The 17517-nt window shown below is 67.1% G+C and carries 15 protein-coding genes and 1 pseudogene; 15 read left to right on the forward strand and 1 reads right to left on the reverse strand.

Features of this window, described 5'->3' with window-relative positions; translation table 11 throughout:
- The first annotated feature begins 17 nt into the window (after positions 1–17).
- From sucD to FFT10_RS21140, 9 genes are all read left to right on the forward strand, one after another.
- Entirely contained in the window at positions 18–920 is a 903-nt protein-coding gene (gene sucD, locus FFT10_RS21100) for a succinate--CoA ligase subunit alpha (RefSeq protein ID WP_137734855.1), read from the forward strand.
- 156 nt (positions 921–1076) lie between these two features.
- Positions 1077–1799, forward strand: a complete 723-nt coding sequence (locus FFT10_RS21105; RefSeq protein WP_137734856.1) for a TerC family protein — start codon at positions 1077–1079, stop codon at positions 1797–1799.
- Positions 1800–1898: 99 nt separating this feature from the next.
- Positions 1899–2819, forward strand: a complete 921-nt coding sequence (locus FFT10_RS21110) for a serine/threonine-protein kinase (protein WP_137734857.1) — start codon at positions 1899–1901, stop codon at positions 2817–2819.
- A 76-nt stretch (positions 2820–2895) separates the two neighbouring features.
- A complete protein-coding gene (locus tag FFT10_RS21115) occupies positions 2896–3681 on the forward strand; it encodes a Stp1/IreP family PP2C-type Ser/Thr phosphatase (protein ID WP_137734858.1) in 786 nt (261 codons plus the stop codon).
- 87 nt (positions 3682–3768) lie between these two features.
- A complete protein-coding gene (locus FFT10_RS21120) occupies positions 3769–4464 on the forward strand; it encodes an FHA domain-containing protein (RefSeq protein ID WP_137734859.1) in 696 nt (231 codons plus the stop codon).
- A 232-nt stretch (positions 4465–4696) separates the two neighbouring features.
- A complete protein-coding gene (locus FFT10_RS21125) occupies positions 4697–5470 on the forward strand; it encodes an MBL fold metallo-hydrolase (protein ID WP_137734860.1) in 774 nt (257 codons plus the stop codon).
- A 188-nt stretch (positions 5471–5658) separates the two neighbouring features.
- Positions 5659–6090, forward strand: a complete 432-nt coding sequence (locus FFT10_RS28625) for a pilin (RefSeq protein ID WP_137734861.1) — start codon at positions 5659–5661, stop codon at positions 6088–6090.
- Between the two features lie 293 nt (positions 6091–6383).
- A complete protein-coding gene (locus FFT10_RS28630) occupies positions 6384–6815 on the forward strand; it encodes a pilin (RefSeq protein ID WP_137734862.1) in 432 nt (143 codons plus the stop codon).
- Between the two features lie 266 nt (positions 6816–7081).
- On the forward strand, positions 7082–8821 hold the full coding sequence (locus tag FFT10_RS21140; protein ID WP_228027217.1) for a PglL family O-oligosaccharyltransferase: 1740 nt from the start codon (positions 7082–7084) through the stop codon (positions 8819–8821).
- Here the strand turns inward: FFT10_RS21140 and FFT10_RS21145 are convergent.
- Positions 8794–8928: pseudogene (locus FFT10_RS21145) on the reverse strand (cyclic pyranopterin monophosphate synthase MoaC); the annotation flags it as partial. The gene FFT10_RS21140 and the pseudogene FFT10_RS21145 overlap by 28 nt on opposite strands.
- 48 nt (positions 8929–8976) lie before the next feature.
- Between FFT10_RS21145 and FFT10_RS21150 the strand changes: the two are divergent.
- The 6 genes from FFT10_RS21150 to FFT10_RS21175 all read left to right on the forward strand — a co-directional run bounded on the left by FFT10_RS21150 (position 8977) and on the right by FFT10_RS21175 (position 17515).
- Positions 8977–10062 (forward strand): tyrosine-type recombinase/integrase, encoded by a 1086-nt coding sequence (locus FFT10_RS21150; RefSeq protein WP_137734864.1) that lies wholly within the window; start codon positions 8977–8979, stop codon positions 10060–10062.
- Between the two features lie 145 nt (positions 10063–10207).
- Positions 10208–11305 (forward strand): hypothetical protein, encoded by a 1098-nt coding sequence (locus tag FFT10_RS21155; protein ID WP_137734865.1) that lies wholly within the window; start codon positions 10208–10210, stop codon positions 11303–11305.
- A 246-nt stretch (positions 11306–11551) separates the two neighbouring features.
- Positions 11552–12520 (forward strand): hypothetical protein, encoded by a 969-nt coding sequence (locus tag FFT10_RS21160; RefSeq protein ID WP_137734866.1) that lies wholly within the window; start codon positions 11552–11554, stop codon positions 12518–12520.
- A 401-nt stretch (positions 12521–12921) separates the two neighbouring features.
- On the forward strand, positions 12922–13350 hold the full coding sequence (locus tag FFT10_RS21165; RefSeq protein ID WP_137734867.1) for a hypothetical protein: 429 nt from the start codon (positions 12922–12924) through the stop codon (positions 13348–13350).
- Positions 13351–13585: 235 nt separating this feature from the next.
- Positions 13586–17104 carry a type I restriction-modification system endonuclease gene (gene hsdR / locus FFT10_RS21170; RefSeq protein WP_137734868.1) on the forward strand — a complete coding sequence of 1173 codons (3519 nt, stop codon included), beginning with the start codon at positions 13586–13588 and terminating at the stop codon, positions 17102–17104.
- 93 nt (positions 17105–17197) lie between these two features.
- Positions 17198–17515 (forward strand): hypothetical protein, encoded by a 318-nt coding sequence (locus FFT10_RS21175; RefSeq protein WP_137734869.1) that lies wholly within the window; start codon positions 17198–17200, stop codon positions 17513–17515.
- The last annotated feature ends 2 nt before the right edge of the window (positions 17516–17517 follow it).

The following is a 17517-nucleotide window of genomic DNA, read 5'->3' on the forward strand; positions in this document are numbered from 1 at the left end:
AGCCCCGGAGAAGAACCATGAGCATCCTGATCAACAAAGACACCAAGGTCATCACCCAGGGCATCACCGGCAAGACCGGTCAGTTCCACACCCTGGGCTGCCAGGCCTATGCCAACGGCAAGGCGGCCTTCGTCGCGGGCGTGAACCCGAAGAAGGCCGGCGAGAAGTTCTCGGACATCCCGATCTACGCGAGCGTGAAGGAAGCTGCCAGCCAGACCGGCGCCACCGTCAGCGTGATCTACGTGCCGCCGGCCGGTGCCGCAGCCGCCATCTGGGAGGCGGTGGAAGCCGACCTGGACCTGGCGATCTGCATCACCGAGGGCATCCCCGTCCGGGACATGCTCGAAGTCAGGAACAAGATGAAGCAGAAGGAAGCGGCCGGCGGCAAGAAGACGCTGCTGCTGGGGCCGAACTGCCCGGGGCTGATCACGCCGGAAGAGATCAAGATCGGCATCATGCCGGGCCACATCCACCGCAAGGGGCGCATCGGCGTGGTCAGCCGCAGCGGCACGCTGACCTATGAGGCGGTGGCGCAGCTCACCGAGATCGGTCTGGGCCAATCCAGCGCCGTGGGCATCGGCGGCGACCCGATCAACGGCCTGAAGCACATCGACGTGATGCAGGCCTTCAACGATGATCCTGACACCGACGCGGTGATCATGATCGGCGAGATCGGCGGGCCCGACGAGGCCGAGGCCGCGCGCTGGTGCAAGGCCAACATGAAGAAGCCGATCGTCGGCTTCATCGCCGGTGTCACCGCCCCCGCGGGCAAGCGCATGGGCCATGCCGGTGCGCTGATCAGCGGCGGCGCCGACACGGCCGACGCCAAGCTCGCCATCATGGAAGAGTGCGGCTTCACCATCACCCGCAACCCCAGCGAGATGGGCCGCCTGCTCAAGGGGCTGATCGCCAAGGGCTGAACCCGGCCGGCGCTTGCCGGCCACCACCACCACAGGCCGTCCTCCGGGCGGCCTGTTGCATTTCAGGCCGCCTGCCAGCGCCCGCCTATGTAATTGCCGCAGGCCGGTGCGCACAAGCGGCACCTACACTGCCGGCGCACAAGAGAGAGGGACCCCATGGAACAGTTCATGCACGCCGACTTCTGGATTGCCGTCGGCCAGATCATCATGATCGACATCCTGCTGGGTGGCGACAACGCGGTCGTCATCGCGCTGGCCTGCCGCAAGCTGCCGCCGGCCCAGCGCACCCAGGGCATCCTGTGGGGCACGGTGGGCGCGATCCTGCTGCGGGTGGTGCTGATCTTCTTCGCGCTCACGCTGCTGGCCATCCCGTACCTCAAGCTGGTCGGCGCCATCCTGCTGGTGTGGATCGGCGTCAAGCTGCTGGCCCCGGGCGATGAAGACGGCCACGGCGATGTGGAAGGCTCCGACAAGCTGTGGGCCGCGGTGCGCACCGTGATCATCGCCGACCTCGTGATGAGCGTGGACAACGTGATCGCCATCGCCGGTGCCGCCGAGAGCGCCGGTGGCGACCACAAGATGCCACTGGTGATCTTCGGCCTGCTCGTCAGCATCCCCATCATCGTCTGGGGCAGCCAGTTCGTCATCAAGTTGATGGACCGCTTCCCGATGGTCATCACCCTGGGCGGCATGCTGCTGGGCTGGATCGCCGGAACCATGGCCGTCGGTGACCCCGCTGCAGCCGGCTTCATTCCGCAGGCCGGCCCGGGCGAGGCGATTGCGAGCATCCGCTACGGCGCCGGTCTGGCGGGCGCCCTGCTCGTGCTGGCTGTGGGCACATGGATGAAGCGGCGCCAGACGCAGGCGCCAGCCACCTGAGGCCGACCTGGCCGGCGCGGCTGGCACGCGTCGCCAGCATCGGCGCTGCGTGATAAGGTCATCCTCGAGCCTGCGCAGACGGGCCTTCAAGGAGGCCCCATGTCCTGGTTCTCGCTGCGGCGCTCAGCGCCCGAACAACCGTCCGCCGGGGTGCAGGCCCCACTGCTGAACAACCGCTACCGCCTGGGCAACCGTCTCGGCGAGGGCGGTGCCAGCCTGGTCTACGAGGCCGACGACTTGCGCACCGGCCAGCAGGTGGCCGTCAAGCTGATCCGCTTGCCGACCGATCTGCCCGCCGCCGAGCGCCAGGAATGGCTGACCCGCCTGCACCGCGAGGCCGAACTGGCCCGCAAGCTCGACCACCCCGACATCGTCGCGGTGCACGAGGCCGGCCTGCAGGGCCAGCAGGCCTGGCTGGCGATGGAGCGTGTGCGCGGTGTCGATCTCACCCGCTACACCCAGCGCCACCTGCTGCTGCCCGAGAACCTGGTGCTGCGCATCGGCGCCCGGGTGGCTGCGGCGCTCGCCCATGCCCATGCCCAGGGCGTGGTGCACCGGGACCTGAAGCCCGCCAATGTGCTGGTCAACCTGGCTGCCGGCCAGGTCAAGCTGGCGGATTTCGGCGTCGCTCGCCAGGAAGATGCCGCCGCCACCCGCACCGGCATGACCCTGGGCACGCCGGCCTACATGGCGCCGGAACAGCTGGCCGGCGCACCGGCCAGCGCGGCCAGCGATGCATATGCCCTGGGGGTGATGCTGTTCGAGCTGCTGTCCGGCCGGCGCCCGCACCAGGCGGCCACGCTGGGTGCGCTGCTGCAGGCCATGGCCAGCCAGCCGCCCGCACAGCTGGCACGGCTGCGACCCGATCTGCCGGCGCCAGCGGTGGCCGCAGTCGAGCAGCTGCTGGCCAGGCAGCCCGCCGATCGGCCTGCCGACCTCGATGACTGGGCCGCATCCGTGGCGGCGCTGGCAGCGCTGATGACACGTGTGCTGGCACCGTCCGCCTCCACCGGGCTGTGAGCCGGACGGCGCAGGTTCCGATGCACAATCAACGCTCGCTTTCGCCAATTCCACCCCCTTCCCCGCAGCGCCAAGCATGACTTTCGAGTTCTTCCACGCCGTGGACACCGGCCGTGCGCGCAGCAACAACGAAGACTCCGTTGCGGTGGACGAGGCCAACGCCCTGGCCGTGCTGGCCGATGGCATGGGCGGCTACAACGCCGGCGAGGTGGCCAGCGGCATGGCCACCTCCTTCATCAAGACCGAGCTGGGCCGCTGGCTGGCCGAAGCCGCCAGCCGCGCCACCGACGTGGAAGTGCGCCGCGCGATGGACATCTGCGTGGACAACGCCAACCGCGCCATCTTCAACGCCGCCAACGCCAATCCGCAATATGCGGGCATGGGCACCACGCTGGTCGTGGCCGTCTTCCGCGACAACCAATTGCGGCTGGGCCATGTCGGCGATTCCCGCGCCTACCGCTGGCGTGCCGGGCAGTTCCAGCAGATCACCCGCGACCATTCGCTGCTGCAGGAACAGATCGACGCCGGCCTGATCACGCCGGAACAGGCGGCCTTTTCGGCCAACAAGAACCTGGTCACGCGTGCCGTCGGCGTCGAGGACACGGTGCTGCTGGAGACCCACCTCCACGAGGTGCAGCCCGGCGATGTCTACCTGATGTGCTCGGACGGTCTGTCCGACATGCTGGACGACGCGATGATCGCGCGGCTGCTGCAAACCAACGATTCCCTGCCCGCTGCCGGCCAGGCCTTGATTGCTGCTGCCAATGAAGCAGGTGGAAAGGATAATATTGCGTTGATACTCATCCGCGTGGCAGGAGGCCCGACAGGGGCTGCGCGGCCATGGTGGAAGTTCGGGCGCTGACAACGCTGCGGCGGGCGCCGGCAACCCGCCACACCGCCAACCGGCAGCCGCCGGGCAGGCAGGGACAGACAGACAAGAAGGGCAAGCATGGGCAAGCTGGTGGTGTCTCTCGACGGCGTGGTGATCAAGGACGTGCAGATCACCAAGGACAAGACCACCCTGGGCCGCCGCCCCTACAACGACATCGTGATCGACAACCTTGCCGTCAGCGGCGAGCATGCCGTGCTGCAGATGCTGGGCAACGACGTCTTCATCGAAGACCTCAACAGCACCAACGGCACCTACATCAACGGCAAGGCCATCAAGAAGCAGATGCTGGCCCACAACGACACGGTGGAGATCGGCAAGTACAAGATCAAGTACCTGGTCGAAGAGGGCGCCGACTACGAAAAGACCATGATCATGCGCCAGGGGGCCGGCGTGGGCATGGGCTCCGGCGTGCCGCACACGCCGTACAACCAGACCTCGCCGATGCCCAGCCTGGCTGCGCTGGGCCAGCAGCAGGCGTCCGCGGCCATGTCGCTGGCGGCGTCCATCAAGGTGCTCAGCGGTGCCGCCGCTGGCAAGTCGGTCACGTTGACCAAGGTGGTCACCACCGTCGGCAAGCCCGGCGTGCAGGTGGCCTCGATCACCAAGCGGCCCAACGGCTACGTGCTGGCCCACGTGGAAGGCGCGCAGCGCCCCAGCATCAACGGCGTGCCCCTGGTCACCGACACGGCGCCGCTGTCCAATGGCGACCTGATCGAGCTGGCCGGCACGCAAATGCAGTTCGTACACGCCTGACGGCCTGCGGCAGCGGCCCTGCCGCCCGGCACTTCCGGGTGTGATCCAGTTCACGGCGCCACGGCGGCGGCAAGCCGGCTCACCCCTTGGCGTGGCGAAATCCCAGGGCGCTGTCTTGCCAGCCGCAGGCCGGCCCTGCACCATGCGCTCTCGTGACAGTGATCCGGCCGTGTTGCAGCGGTGCCGGCCTGTGCCCGCAACCGCCAGGCTGGCTCCGCCGGCCCCCTGATCCATGCCCATCCGCGTCCTCGGCTGTTCTGGCTCCATCGCCGCGGGGTGCCGCACCACGGCCTTTCTGCTCGACGAGGACATCCTGATCGACGCCGGGACCGGTGTGGGTGACCTCGCCCTTGATGAGCTGGCGCGCATCGACCACATCCTGCTGAGCCACTCCCACCTCGATCATGTGCTGGGCGTGCCGCTGCTGGCCGACAGCGTGATGCGCCGGCGCAGCAGCAGGCGCCCGCCGATCACTGTGCACGGCCTGCCCGCCACGCTGGACGCGCTGCGCCAGCACATCTTCAACGGCGCCATCTGGCCGGATTTCACCCGCCTGCCGTCGGCCGAGCAGCCGATCCTGCGGCTGCAGCCCTTCCAGCTGGGCGAGGTGCTGCAGTTCGGCGAGCGCCGCATCGAGGTGCTGCCGGCGCTGCACACCGTGCCGGCCGTGGGTTTCGCGGTGCTGGCCGAGCAGGGCAGCTGGGTCTTCACCGGCGACACCGCGCCCAACCCGGCGCTGTGGCAGCGGCTGGCCAGCCTGAAGGTGGCCAGCCTGGTGATCGAGACGGCCTTCCGCAACGACGAGGCGATGCTGGCCGGCGTCAGCCGCCACCTGCACCCGGCCGCGCTGGGCCGCGAGCTGCAGCAGCTGCAGCAGCCGGCGGAGGTGTTCATCACCCACATCAAGCCCGGCGAGCTGGACGCGGTGATGGCCGAAATCGCCGCGCTGGACCCGCGCCACCCGGTGCGCGCGCTGACCGCCGGCCAGGTGATGCCGCTGGCATGAAGCGTCAGGGGTGACAAATCCTGTCACCTTGCGGCTGGCCGAGGTGACACAACGCGGCAGCCCAGGCTGCAGAAGTGTGGAAAAAGCCATCCGTTGGCCCTGCCAAGCTGGTTCTTGGTGCTGGCACACGATGTGCACCTGGATGGCTGGATTCATCCCCAACCGCCTTCTCTCCTGGAGACAATGTCATGAAGCGCGTCCAAAAAGGTTTCACCCTCATCGAACTGATGATCGTCGTGGCGATCATCGGCATCCTGGCTGCCGTGGCTCTGCCGGCTTATCAGCGGTACATCAACCGCGCGGCCTACAGCGAAGTGATCGCCCAGGCCAACCCGGTCAAGTCGGCCATCTCGACCTGCCTGGATGTGCAGGCCGACATCAAGAAGTGCTCGGCCTTCGCTGACCTGGGCATCACGTCCCCGGCAGCCACCAATGCGTTCAAGAGCCTCGCGATCACTGCGGACACCGGCGTGATCACGATGACCCCGAACAAGTTCAAGGGCATCGCCGAAGCCGACACCTGCGTGATGACCCCGACCGTCGTCGCCGGCCCGCCGACCAGTATCAGCAAGTGGGAATACAGCGGCGCCTGCGTCACCCTGGGCTACGTCAAGAACTGACGCGCCTGACCCGGTCCTCTCGCGGGCACCGGCCCGCGATGCGTTCTCAACGCCCACCTCGGTGGGCGTTTTGCATTGGTGCGCGCCACGGTGATGCCGCTGGCCTGAATCGTCAGGACTGACGTTTTTTGTCAGCCGCTCTCACCGCAAGTTGACGAAACGCGGCAGACGCATTCGGCGGTCTGTGACAAATGTCATGTCTGGTGGGCAGGCATGCCATCTGGAGCGCTGGCACAGGCCGTGCAACTTTCCAGGTGTTCCGCCCCCCCCACTTCATTTCTGGAGAAACTGCCATGAAGCGCGTCCAAAAAGGTTTCACCCTCATCGAACTGATGATCGTCGTGGCGATCATCGGCATCCTGGCTGCCGTGGCTCTGCCGGCTTACCAGCGGTACATCAACCGCGCGGCCTACAGCGAAGTGATCGCCCAGGCCAACCCGGTCAAGTCGGCCATCTCGACCTGCCTGGATGTGCAGGCCGACATCAAGAAGTGCTCGGCCTTCGCTGACCTGGGCATCACGTCCCCGGCAGCCACCAATGCGTTCAAGAGCCTCGCGATCACTGCGGACACCGGCGTGATCACGATGACCCCGAACAAGTTCAAGGGCATCGAAGAAGCCGACACCTGCGTGATGACCCCGACCGTCGTCGCCGGCCCGCCGACCAGTATCAGCAAGTGGGAATACAGCGGCGCCTGCGTCACCCTGGGCTACGTCAAGAACTGACGCGCCTGACCCGGTCCTCTCGCGGGCACCGGCCCGCGATGCGTTCTCAACGCCCACCTCGGTGGGCGTTTTGCATTGGTGCGCGCCGTGGTGTTGCCCGCCGCCTATGGTTTACTGCCTCTTCTGTCCGATGCGGCCTGCGGGCCTGCCCGTTGATGCCGTCCCCGTTGCACCCTGCCCACCTTTCCGCCGCAAGGCCAGATGGCACGCCGCCGGCCCTCCTGGTCGCATGCCTACTGGCCGCCTGTCTGCCCACCCAGCTGGCGATGCACCAGCCGCCATCGGCCACGCTGCTGAACCAGTGCATCGCAGTGGCGCTGTGGGGACTGGTGGTGGCGGTGCTGGCGCCGCGGCTGGTGCCGGCGCGCGGCAGCTTGCCGTTGCTCGGCGCACTGGGGCTGGTGGCGATGTCGGCGGCAGGATCCTGGGGCTGGGGACTGCTGCCGGCGTCGCTGGCGTTGCAGGCCCTGGGCCTGCTGGCTGGCGCGGCGCTGCTGGTGTTGGCGGGCACCGCTGCCGCTCGTGACGGCCATGGCCCGGCTGTCTTCGTCGCGCTGGCCTGGGGCCTGCTGGTTGCGGGCGTGCTGGGCAGCGGCGTGGCCCTGGTGCAGGTGTTTGCGCCAGGCTGGGCCGATGGTGACTGGATCGCCGTCTCCGGCCTGGCCGGCCGGGCGGTGGGCAACCTGCGCCAGCCCAACCACCTGTGCAGCCTGCTCTTGTGGGCCCTGGTGGCGGCCGTCGCCCTGCATGCGCTGCGACGTCTGCCCGGCCTGGCCCTGGTGGTCCTGGTGCCGCTGCTGGTGCTGTGCGTGGAGCTGACGGCCTCGCGCACGGGCGCAGCTGGCCTGGCCCTGCTGCTGCTGTGGGGCCTGGTCGACCGCCGCCTGCCGCGCAGCGCCCGCCTGGCACTGCTGGCTGCGCCGCTGCTGTACCTGGCGGCCTGGGGCCTGATGGCCTGGTGGGGCGATGTGAGCCAGCAGGCGCTGGGCGCCGGCGCCCGCCTGGCTGCCGACGGTGGCCAGGGCGGCGACAGCCCCAATGCCCGGCCCAACATCTGGCGCAATGCCCTGCTGCTGATCGCCGTCCAGCCCTGGATGGGCACCGGCTTCGGCGAGTTCAACCTCGCCTGGTCGATGACGCCCTTCGTCAACCGGCCCACCGCCTTCTTCGACCACACCCACAACCTGCCGCTGCAACTGCTGGTGGAGCTGGGCGTGCCGCTGGCGCTGGCGGTGCTGGCGCTGCTGGCCGTGGCGCTCTGGCAAGCCTGGCGCCGGGCATCGGCCGCATCCGACGACAGCACGGCCACCGTCAGCCGTGCCGCGCTGGTGCTGGTGCTGCTCACCGGCCTGCACAGCCTGGTGGAGTACCCGCTGTGGTACGCCTACTTCCTGCTGCCTGCGGCGTTGGCCTGGGGCCTGGTGCTGGGCCTGCCGGCGGCGGTGCCGGTGGCGCCCGCAGGGCCGCGGCGCCTGCCGTCGCTGGCCGGTGCGGTGGCAGGTGGCCTGATGGCCGCCGGCGGCGTGCTGGCGGTGCTGGACTACCAGCGCGTCGTGGTCATCTACGCGCCCACCGACGGCAGCGGCTCGCTGGCCACGCGCATTGCCCGCGGCCAGCTGAGCCCGTTGTTCGCCCACCAGGCCGACTACGCCGCCGCCACCAATGCCGTGCCCCCCGCCAGCCGGGCGCTGGGCCTGGCGCGCAGCATCCACGCCCTGCTCGACACGCGGCTGATGGTGGCCTGGTCGCGCCAGCTGGCCGCCAGCGGCCACACCGACGAGGCGCGCTGGGTGGCGCAGCGCCTGCGGGACTTCCGGAACCCCGATGCGGCCGAGTTCTTCGCGCCCTGCGTGGCCGGTGTGCCGTCCGCCAGCCTGCCGTTCCAGTGCCAGGCGCCGTTGCAGGCGCACAGCTGGCACCACCTGGCGTCGCTGCCGCCGTTGATGGTGGCGCCCGCGCCAGCGCCGGTGACCGCCGATCAGCCCGCGGCGTCAGCCACCCAGTGACCCGACTTGCCGCCCTGCTTCTCCAGCAGGCGCACGTCGGTCATCACCATGCCGCGGTCGGCCGCCTTGCACATGTCGTAGATCTTCCCTATGAAAACGGGGGTCAGAAAGCTGCGTTGATCCACGGGTGATCCAACCACCACCGGGATCACACCATGGCATCGATCATCGAACGCAACGGGCGCTACCTCGTCCGGGTGCGCATGCAAGGCTTCAGGACCGTCACGAAGACCTTCAACAGGAAGTCCGACGGCGCCGCATGGGCCAGGCGGGTGGAGACTGACATGGAGGCAGGGCGCTGGCAGGAAGTGGCCACCCGCACCCCCAGCTTCCGGGAGGCAGTGCAGGAATACCGCAGGGATATGGCGCCCAGACTCAAGGGCGCCGCGACCTACCGCTACCGCTTCGACGAATTCGAGGGCTTGCCCTTCGCGGAGCGGCCCATCGATGCGGTTTCTGCCGCCGACCTGGCGAATTGGCGCGACCAGCAGCTGAAGTGCGTCAAGCCGGGCACGGTCACACGCAAGCTGGCCATGATCAGCAGCATCTTCAGCTGGGCGATCCGAGAGCAGGGTTGGCTGGCCTCGAATCCGATGGCGCTGATCCGCAAGCCACGCGCCAGTGACAGCCGGACGCGGACACTCTCAGACGACGAAGTGGCGTGGCTGATGGCCGCCGCCGGCTCCAGCAAGGCATCGTGGCTGCCGGCAGCCTTGACCGTGCTGATGCACAGCGCCATGCGCCGCAGCGAGCTCTGCGGGCTGCGCCGGGGCGATGTCGACTACGAAGCTGCCGTGGCCCGCCTGGCGGATACCAAGAACGGCAGCCCCCGGGACGTGCCACTGTGCCCGCGTTCGCTCCAGGCGCTGCGTGTGCTGGATGGCGCTGCCAAGTCCCGGGGCGACGACATGCTGCTGCCGATTGGTCCGGCGGGCAGCCTGTCCACACGGTTCACGGTGACTGTTCGGCGCGCCCGGTTGATGTACCTGGCCGCATGCCGGGAGGCCGGCGCAGCGCCAGCCGACAGGTTCCTGAAGGACATCCGGCTGCACGACCTGCGGCACCACGCCGTGACGGCCTGGGCGAACTCTGGAGCCCTGTCGGTGGCCGAGCTGATGGCGATCAGCGGGCACAAATCGCTGCGGATGCTGATGCGGTACACGCATCTGCAGCCGGTGCAGCTCGCGACCAAACTGGCGACGCTGACGCGCCAGCAGGACACGCCGACTTCGGCGTCGTGATCAGCGCCCTGATCGGACCCAGAGCATGATCCTGAGTGTGTCGCACTGTTTATACGAATGACTAGACACCAGACCTTGCGGTGCTGTACATTCGCGACGCGCACATCGTTCGTACGAACAACGAAACATCAACAAGGAGAACTCAATGACCAATGACGACCACAGTCCTTCGGACGACCCCATCGCCGGCGCTTTCCCGGTCCCCTTCACGGCCGACGAGTTGCGCGCTGATGCGCAGAGCGTGCTGCTGTTGCTGACCCGCCAGCTGCACTTCATCTTCGGACGCTCGGACCGCCCCCACCTCGCAGAGCAGGCGTCCCTCCTCGGCGTGCAGGGTGACGCCGATATCAACGACCCGGACATGACGCCGAGCGCTCTGGGACTGCGCTACGAGCATGTGAAGACCACCCACCTTGCCGAAACCATGGAGGAGCTCTACAGCTACGCGTTCCATGGCCTGCAGGACCTGGCCAGCGCCGACATGGATTCGGAGTCGGCCGCCGCCTGGTGCTCGGTGGTGGTCCATGACCTGGCGAACTCGGCGTTCGTTCGCGAGTGGGGTTCCTACAGGCCAGCCGGTGAAGTTGAAGGCGCAGTCGCGCGTTTCATGCTGGTGTGCGAGACCGCTCAGGCCCGGCGCATCCTGGAGGGGCACGACGACAACTTCATGGATTGGGCCAGTCCGACCCAACACGGCGGCCTCACCATGCGGCAGATGGCGCTGCTGTCCGGGATGACGGAGGCCAGCGTGCGCACTTTGTCGAACCCCAAGCGGCGCAACGCGCTGGTGACTGTCAACGACGGCAAGAACGTCATGGTCGAGATCGGTGCGGCCAAGACGTGGTTGCAGGCGAAGGGCCGGTATCTGCCGATCCGGCGCACCAATCGCGATGGCCAGATCGACCTGGCTGCGAAGCGCTTCAACGACACTGACGACCTCCGGTGGGCCCTGGACCAGCGCTTGCAGTACCTGCTCGGCCAGGACGCAGCCGCAAAGGTCCGCCACCAGCTTGACGCCATCGACCCCCAGCTGGTTGATGGCGGAGACGCCGCCAGGCCAACGCTCCGCCTCACGGCGGCCTTGATGGCCGACGCTCAGGCCATGGCCGGCATCGGCGTGGCGCTGAACCTGCCAGGCGAGCTCCTCGCGCTCAGGGCCGCCGAAGCCCATGCCCGGGACGTGCTGGCCGGGTTGGAGCAGCAGCTCCAGCGGCACATCAAGGCGGCGGCTACGGCACCGTAGCCGCCCCCACAGGCCCCGTCGGCCACCCCATCACCTTCCCTCTCGGAACGCGGCGCTGCGGCCCGTGAGGGCAGCGCCATGCCCGGCGAACAAGGACTCATCGATGACCACGATCACCAACACGCTCGACATCACCCTAGACGAGGCGCCGAAGAAGCCCCGGCCGTTCCCGTAGACCCCAAGGGCCAAGCACAGGCAGCCCCGCCCGAAGCTCCATCACCCCACCACCCGCAAAAGGAAACCACCATGAACCAATCATCGCCCCCCGACTTCGACTTCACCCGTTTGGCGCCTCACGCTGTCATCGACTTCATCACGATCACGGCTGACCACCCGGTGCCCGTCATCTTCAGCGCCGGACGTTCAGCCGTGTGGCGCCCGCTTGACGAGCCATCGGCCGGAGGCACCTTGACCCTGCACGACCCGAGTGCTGCCGACCTTCATTGGTTGCAACTGCAGTTTCCGGCGAGCTTGGTCATGGAGCTGGAGATCGCCATCGACTTCTGGCCAGTCACCGGCTGTACACAGGCCGAACGGCAGGAACTGATCGACAGCACGATGCTGGCCATTGCCGGGCGGCTTCGGCCAGACGAAGCCTGCCCCTATGGCTTCGGGTTGCGCGCGTCGGTTGGAGGTGGCAGGGTTTCACTCCAACCCTTCCACGACCGCCAGCCGCCGACGTGGGCGCAGTTGCTGTGGGGCTCGCGAGGCGACTGGATTCAGGTCAAGGCGTACCCGAAGACCCGGGACCACAACGAACCGCTGCCGATTGAACACCGTCGCGCTCGCTTGGAAATCGCGTTTCGCCGCGGCGCGCTGATGGACCTCGGGATTCATCACATCACGCATGTGCTCTTTCACTCGTGGCGGAAGCTGGTTGCGCCTTACCTCCGGTTCATCGCGCGACCTGAGGTGCGGATTCGACGCTGGGAAGCACCGCGACCGGCCTTGCAGGCCAGGGTCTGGAGCGCTTGGCGCCGGGGCGGGGCGGGTGCATTCAAGCTGGCCCATCCTCCAGCCGAAGCAGGCGGCCTCACGATGGAGGCGATCAAGTACCGTGAGAGCCGCCAGGTCTCGCTGAAGTCGGTGCGCCTGGTGCGGCACCGGCGGGCAAACGAGCTCGTCGGCAACGCCTTGCGGCAGTTGGAACGTCGCCTGACCTCACGAGTTTCGGGCGGTCGAGGGGAGCAGGTGAACCGCGATAGTCAGCGCTGACAGAGGGGCGGGCGGTGGGTCGGGGGCTGCCTCTCCCATCGCCCTATGACATATCAAAGATCACCCCTTCGTGTGTCTCAGGGGCAGTGCCAGCCCATTCGCATTGAAGAGCACCATCCATCTCGCCGACAGGAAGCCTGACCATCGGCTTGATGGAGGTGTTGGTCGAACCTGACATTGCCACCTGCCGTACTGCATCGATGCCGCCGATGCCCCCCTTTGAGACCTTGTACCCCCTAGCCAGCCAAGCGTCAGTCGTGGCCCTTGGTCAGGCGTTTTTCCTGCCCCGCCAACGAACAGCTTACAGGGCCACCTGCCGCTGGTCCCTCCTCGGCTCGTTGCAGATTGCCTTCTCTGCCACCCGGGCGGTCTCCCAATGATGGTGTCATGCGGTCACCGTCGTGATCGTCAACCTGGAGATCACCATGAAAATCACCCCTGAGCTTCCCGTCCCTGCCGCCACCATCGCCTCGCTGATCAACGCCTTCCAGGCCGAGAGTGGGCTGTCCGATGGTGACATCGCCGCCCGCCTGGGCTTCGAGCAGGCCAACGTCGTGACCTGCATCCGGACCGGCCAGATGCGGCTGCCCTGGAGCAAGATCACGCCGCTCGCCGAGTTGATGGACATCGACCCGGAGCGGATCATCGAACTCGCCCTGCAGGGGCACGGCGATGCCTTGCTGCAGCACTTCAGGGCCCTCCAGGCGCGCTGCCAGATCAGCCCCGCCGAGTTGCGGCTGCTGGAGCACTGCCGGGCGCTGTCAGGCGGCAAGGTGGTGTCGCCCGTCATCATCGACGGCAAGTCGGTGGTGGCGCTGCTGGTGGCCTGATGTGCGCCCCGCCGCCAAGGTCCATCGGTAGGTGTAAGCACAACCTTCTCGCCAGGGGCATCCTGTGCTCATCAACGCCGAAGTTCTGCCGGCCACGCCCAAATCACTGCGATATCAGTGAAGTCGAAGGTCTTGGCCTACTTTCCCCGCTGTCGCCGTTGACATAAAGTCAACGAAACACAGGGAAGAACGCTGGTGCCGGGCGCAGATCGGGCCAAAGCGCTACGAAAACCGCATGGTTGGTACGGCAGGTTCATCGCAAAGCAATTTCGCGTTTCTCGAGCGGGCAGATCCGTTGATGGCCCAGCTTGGAATCTCTGCCGAGCGGTACTGCATCGCCGACCCCAACGCCTGCCTGCTGAAGCTGCGCCAGTTCGGCGAGGTGGTGGCCCAGCACCTGGCCGCCGTGCACGGTCTTCAGGCCAGCACCGACACCAAACAGGCTGACCTGCTGGCTGAATTCCGCCGCCGTCAGTTGGTGGATGGCGAGGTGATCAGCATGCTGCACATGCTGCGCACCCAAGGCAACGCTGGTGTGCACAGCCCCAGCATCGATGCCCGGGACGCCGGCAGCGCATTGCGCATCGCCCGCCAGGTCGGCATCTGGTTCCACCGGGCATTCCGCAGTCCCGGCGCCGATTTCAAGCCCGGCCCGTTCATTGCGCCGACCAACCTCAGCTACATCGACGTGGCCAGGCGCCAGGCCGATGAGGTCCAGCGTCTTCAGGCAGATCTGCAAGCAGCCCGGGACGCGGCTGCCGCTGAGCAAGCGCAGCGGCTGCAGGCCGAAGCTGCCGCTGCTGCGCAAACCCAGGAGCGGCAGCTATGGGAGCAGCTGGCCCAGGCCGAAGAAGCCGAACGCAAGCGCCTGGAGGCCGAGTTCGACCGCGAGCTGAAGGCCATCCTCGAATCCCCGCAGGCTGCAGCAGGCAAACCCGCCGCTGCGGTGAGCCAGGCCATCCAGCAGGCCACCCGCCTGATCGACCTGGACGAGGCCGAGACCCGCGCCATCATCGACCGCCAATTGCGGGATGCCGGCTGGGAGGTGGACAGCAACACCTTGCGCTACGCCCGTGGCACCCGGCCGGAGGCTGGCCGCAACCTGGCCATCGCCGAGTGGCCCACAGCCTCAGGCCCGGCCGACTACCTGCTGTTCTGCGGCATGGTGGCCGTGGGTGTGGTGGAGGCCAAGAAGTTCAGCACCGATGTGTCGGCTGTGGTTGGCCAGGCCGAGCGCTACAGCCTCGGCCTGCAGGCGCTGGACGATGGCGCCGCACCAGCCCCGGGCGATTGGGACCGACAGAAGCTGGGTGCATTTCCCGGCTGGCCGGCCTTGACGGCCACCGTCACAGGGGCCACCCACTACCGAGTGCCGTTCATCTTCGCCAGCAACGGCCGGCCCTTTCACCGGCAGTTCGAGCAGCGCAGCGGCGTCTGGTTTCGGGATGTTCGCCAGGTCACCCACCATGCACGGGCGCTGGCCGACTGGTACACCCCCGACGGCCTGTTGAAGCTGCTGGCGCAGGATCTGCCCACCGCCGAGCAGATGCTGAAGGCCGAGCCCCACGGCTACCTGAACCTGCGTGACTACCAGATCGCTGCCGTGCAGGCCGTGGAATCTGCCATCGCAGCCGGGCAGCGCGCGTGCCTGGTGGCCATGGCCACCGGCACCGGCAAGACGCGCACCGTCATCGGCCTGATCTACCGGCTGCTGAAGGCCAAGCGCTTCCAGCGGGTGCTGTTCCTCGTCGACCGTTCTGCCTTGGGCGAGCAGGCGCAGAACGCCTTCAAGGACGCGCGGCTGGAGCAGAACAAGCGCTTCACCGAGATCTACGACCTGAAGGAGCTGGCCGACATCACGCCCGACAGCGCCACCCGGGTGCATGTGGCCACGGTGCAGGGCATGGCCCGCCGGCTGTTCGGTGGTCAGCCCGGGGACATGCCGGTTGACCGCTACGACTGCATCATCATTGACGAGGCCCACCGCGGCTACATCCTCGACCGCGAGATGGGAGAAGGTGAGCTGCAGTTTCGCGACGAGGCCGACTACATCTCAGCCTACCGCCGGGTGCTGGACCAGTTCGACGCCTTCAAGGTGGCGCTCACTGCCACGCCGGCCCAGCACACCACCCAGATCTTCGGCCTGCCGGTCTACACCTACACCTACCAGGAGGCGGTGGTCGACGGCTGGCTGGTAGACCATCTGCCGCCTATCCGGCTGCGCACCTTGCTGTCGCAGAACGGCATCCACTTCGACAGCGGTGAGACCGTCACCCTGCTCAACACCCTGGGCAGTGAGGCTGAACAGGTGCTGCCCGACGAGGTGGACTACGACATCGACCACTTCAACCGGCTTGTCATCACCGAGCATTTCAACCAGGTGGTGTGTGGTGAGCTGGCCCGCCAGCTGGACCCACTGGCCGAGGAGAAGACCCTGGTCTTCTGCGCGAACGACCAGCATGCCGACCTGGTGGTGCGCCTGCTCACCCAGGCGCTGGCCGCCGAGCATGGCGAGCTGAACGACAAGACCGTTCTCAAGATCACCGGCCGCAGTGACAAGCCCGACCAGCTGATCCGCCTGTTCAAGAACGAGGCCCTGCCCAAGGTGGCCGTCACCGTCGATCTGCTGACCACCGGCATCGATGTGCCGCGCATCAGCAACCTGGTGTTCCTGCGCCGGGTTCGCAGCCGCATCCTCTATGAGCAGATGCTGGGCCGGGCCACCCGGCTGTGCCCCGAGATCGGCAAGGAGCACTTCCGCATCTTCGACGCGGTGGACTTGTACGCCGCGCTGGCCCCTGTCAACACCATGCGCCCGGTGGTGCAGCAGGCCGCCACGCCGCTGCCGCAGCTGATGCTGGAACTGCAAGACCCGGCCGCTGCCGGCACCATCGTGGGCGAGAACCCCCGCACCCGCCAGCCTGTCACCCATGCCGACGAGGTGCGGGCCCAGCTGGTGGTGCGGCTGCGCAACCTGCTGCGCCGTGCCCAACGCCTGGCACCGCAGCGGCCAGTCCTGCAGGCTGCCCTGTCCGAGCTGGCCCTGCTGACCGGGCAGGATGCCCAGGCCCTGGCCGCCAGCCTCAAGGATCTGCCCCTGGCCAGCATGCAGGCCCTGGTGCAGGCCCATGGTGCCCAGCTGGCGGGCCTGCTGGGGCACACCGAGCCCACCGCGGGTGTGGACATGGTGGTGTCACACCATCCCGATGAACTGCTGGGGGTCGAGCATGGCTGGGGTGCCTACACCCGGCCTGATGACTACCTGAGTGCCTTCCAGCGCTTCATCAACGACAACGTGAACCGCATCGCGGCCCTGCAGATCGTGCTGACCCGCCCGCGGGACCTGACTGCCGAGCACCTGCGCAGCCTGATGGTGGAGCTGGCCCAGCACCAGTTCACCGAGGCCCATGTGCGCACCGCCTGGGCCCAGGCCCGGCAGGAAGACGTGGCCGCCACCCTGATCGGCTACATCCGCCAGTTGGCGCTGGGCTCACCGCTGGTGCCCTTCAGCACCCGGGTCGACAAGGCGGTGGCCCGTCTATTGGCCAGCCGCGCCTGGAGCACGCCCCAGCGCAAGTGGCTGGATCGCATCGCCACCACGCTGAAGGACAAGGTGGTGGTCGACGAGGCCACCTTCAGCCAGGGCGCCTACGTGGCCCACGGCGGCTTCCGCGCCATCGACACCGTGTTCAACGGTCAGGGGCGCGAAGTACTGGCCGAGCTGGAAGACGCCGTGTGGAGCGACGCTGCGTAGCCTCATCCTCCAAGTTTCATCAAGTTGCTTCAGTGCTGAAGCACCATATTTGAAGCCGCTGAAAATCTCTGATCGACATGGAACAAGATGGAAATGACTGACGCACTTGTGAGAGCGCTTGATCTGCTCGCAAAACAAAACGAGCGAGTGATTGATTTACTTGCTGAAATTCGAGACAAGCTAGACGATGTCGAATCCAAACTCCCCGATTCGTTGGGAGTTACTTCGACATTGGATGATGTAGTTGGTGCGGTTGATCGGCTTGAAAGCAGCCTCGACTGGACCGCAAATGGGTCTTTCGCGTCTATGGTTTGTGGTGAACTCCAATGGTACAAAGAACATACATTTGCAAATCGCGTAACCGAATCGCTAGGTGAAATCAGCGAGAAGCTCGACAGGATCGGGGGCTGATG

Origin of the sequence: Pseudaquabacterium pictum, assembly GCF_005403045.1 — a bacterium.
Lineage (GTDB): Bacteria > Pseudomonadota > Gammaproteobacteria > Burkholderiales > Burkholderiaceae_C > Pseudaquabacterium > Pseudaquabacterium pictum.

Bases quoted from the DNA above. Each gene is read 5' to 3' on its own strand.
- FFT10_RS21140 (WP_228027217.1), top strand. From the start codon at position 7,082: ATGCACCAGCCGCCATCGGCCACGCTGCTGAACCAGTGCATCGCAGTG.
- FFT10_RS21155 (WP_137734865.1), top strand. From the start codon at position 10,208: ATGACCAATGACGACCACAGTCCTTCGGACGACCCCATCGCCGGCGCT.
- sucD (WP_137734855.1), top strand. From the start codon at position 18: ATGAGCATCCTGATCAACAAAGACACCAAGGTCATCACCCAGGGCATC.
- FFT10_RS28625 (WP_137734861.1), top strand. From the start codon at position 5,659: ATGAAGCGCGTCCAAAAAGGTTTCACCCTCATCGAACTGATGATCGTC.
- FFT10_RS21110 (WP_137734857.1), top strand. From the start codon at position 1,899: ATGTCCTGGTTCTCGCTGCGGCGCTCAGCGCCCGAACAACCGTCCGCC.
- FFT10_RS21175 (WP_137734869.1), top strand. From the start codon at position 17,198: ATGACTGACGCACTTGTGAGAGCGCTTGATCTGCTCGCAAAACAAAAC.
- FFT10_RS21115 (WP_137734858.1), top strand. From the start codon at position 2,896: ATGACTTTCGAGTTCTTCCACGCCGTGGACACCGGCCGTGCGCGCAGC.
- FFT10_RS21160 (WP_137734866.1), top strand. From the start codon at position 11,552: ATGAACCAATCATCGCCCCCCGACTTCGACTTCACCCGTTTGGCGCCT.
- FFT10_RS21105 (WP_137734856.1), top strand. From the start codon at position 1,077: ATGGAACAGTTCATGCACGCCGACTTCTGGATTGCCGTCGGCCAGATC.
- hsdR (WP_137734868.1), top strand. From the start codon at position 13,586: ATGGTTGGTACGGCAGGTTCATCGCAAAGCAATTTCGCGTTTCTCGAG.
- FFT10_RS21125 (WP_137734860.1), top strand. From the start codon at position 4,697: ATGCCCATCCGCGTCCTCGGCTGTTCTGGCTCCATCGCCGCGGGGTGC.
- FFT10_RS21150 (WP_137734864.1), top strand. From the start codon at position 8,977: ATGGCATCGATCATCGAACGCAACGGGCGCTACCTCGTCCGGGTGCGC.
- FFT10_RS28630 (WP_137734862.1), top strand. From the start codon at position 6,384: ATGAAGCGCGTCCAAAAAGGTTTCACCCTCATCGAACTGATGATCGTC.
- FFT10_RS21120 (WP_137734859.1), top strand. From the start codon at position 3,769: ATGGGCAAGCTGGTGGTGTCTCTCGACGGCGTGGTGATCAAGGACGTG.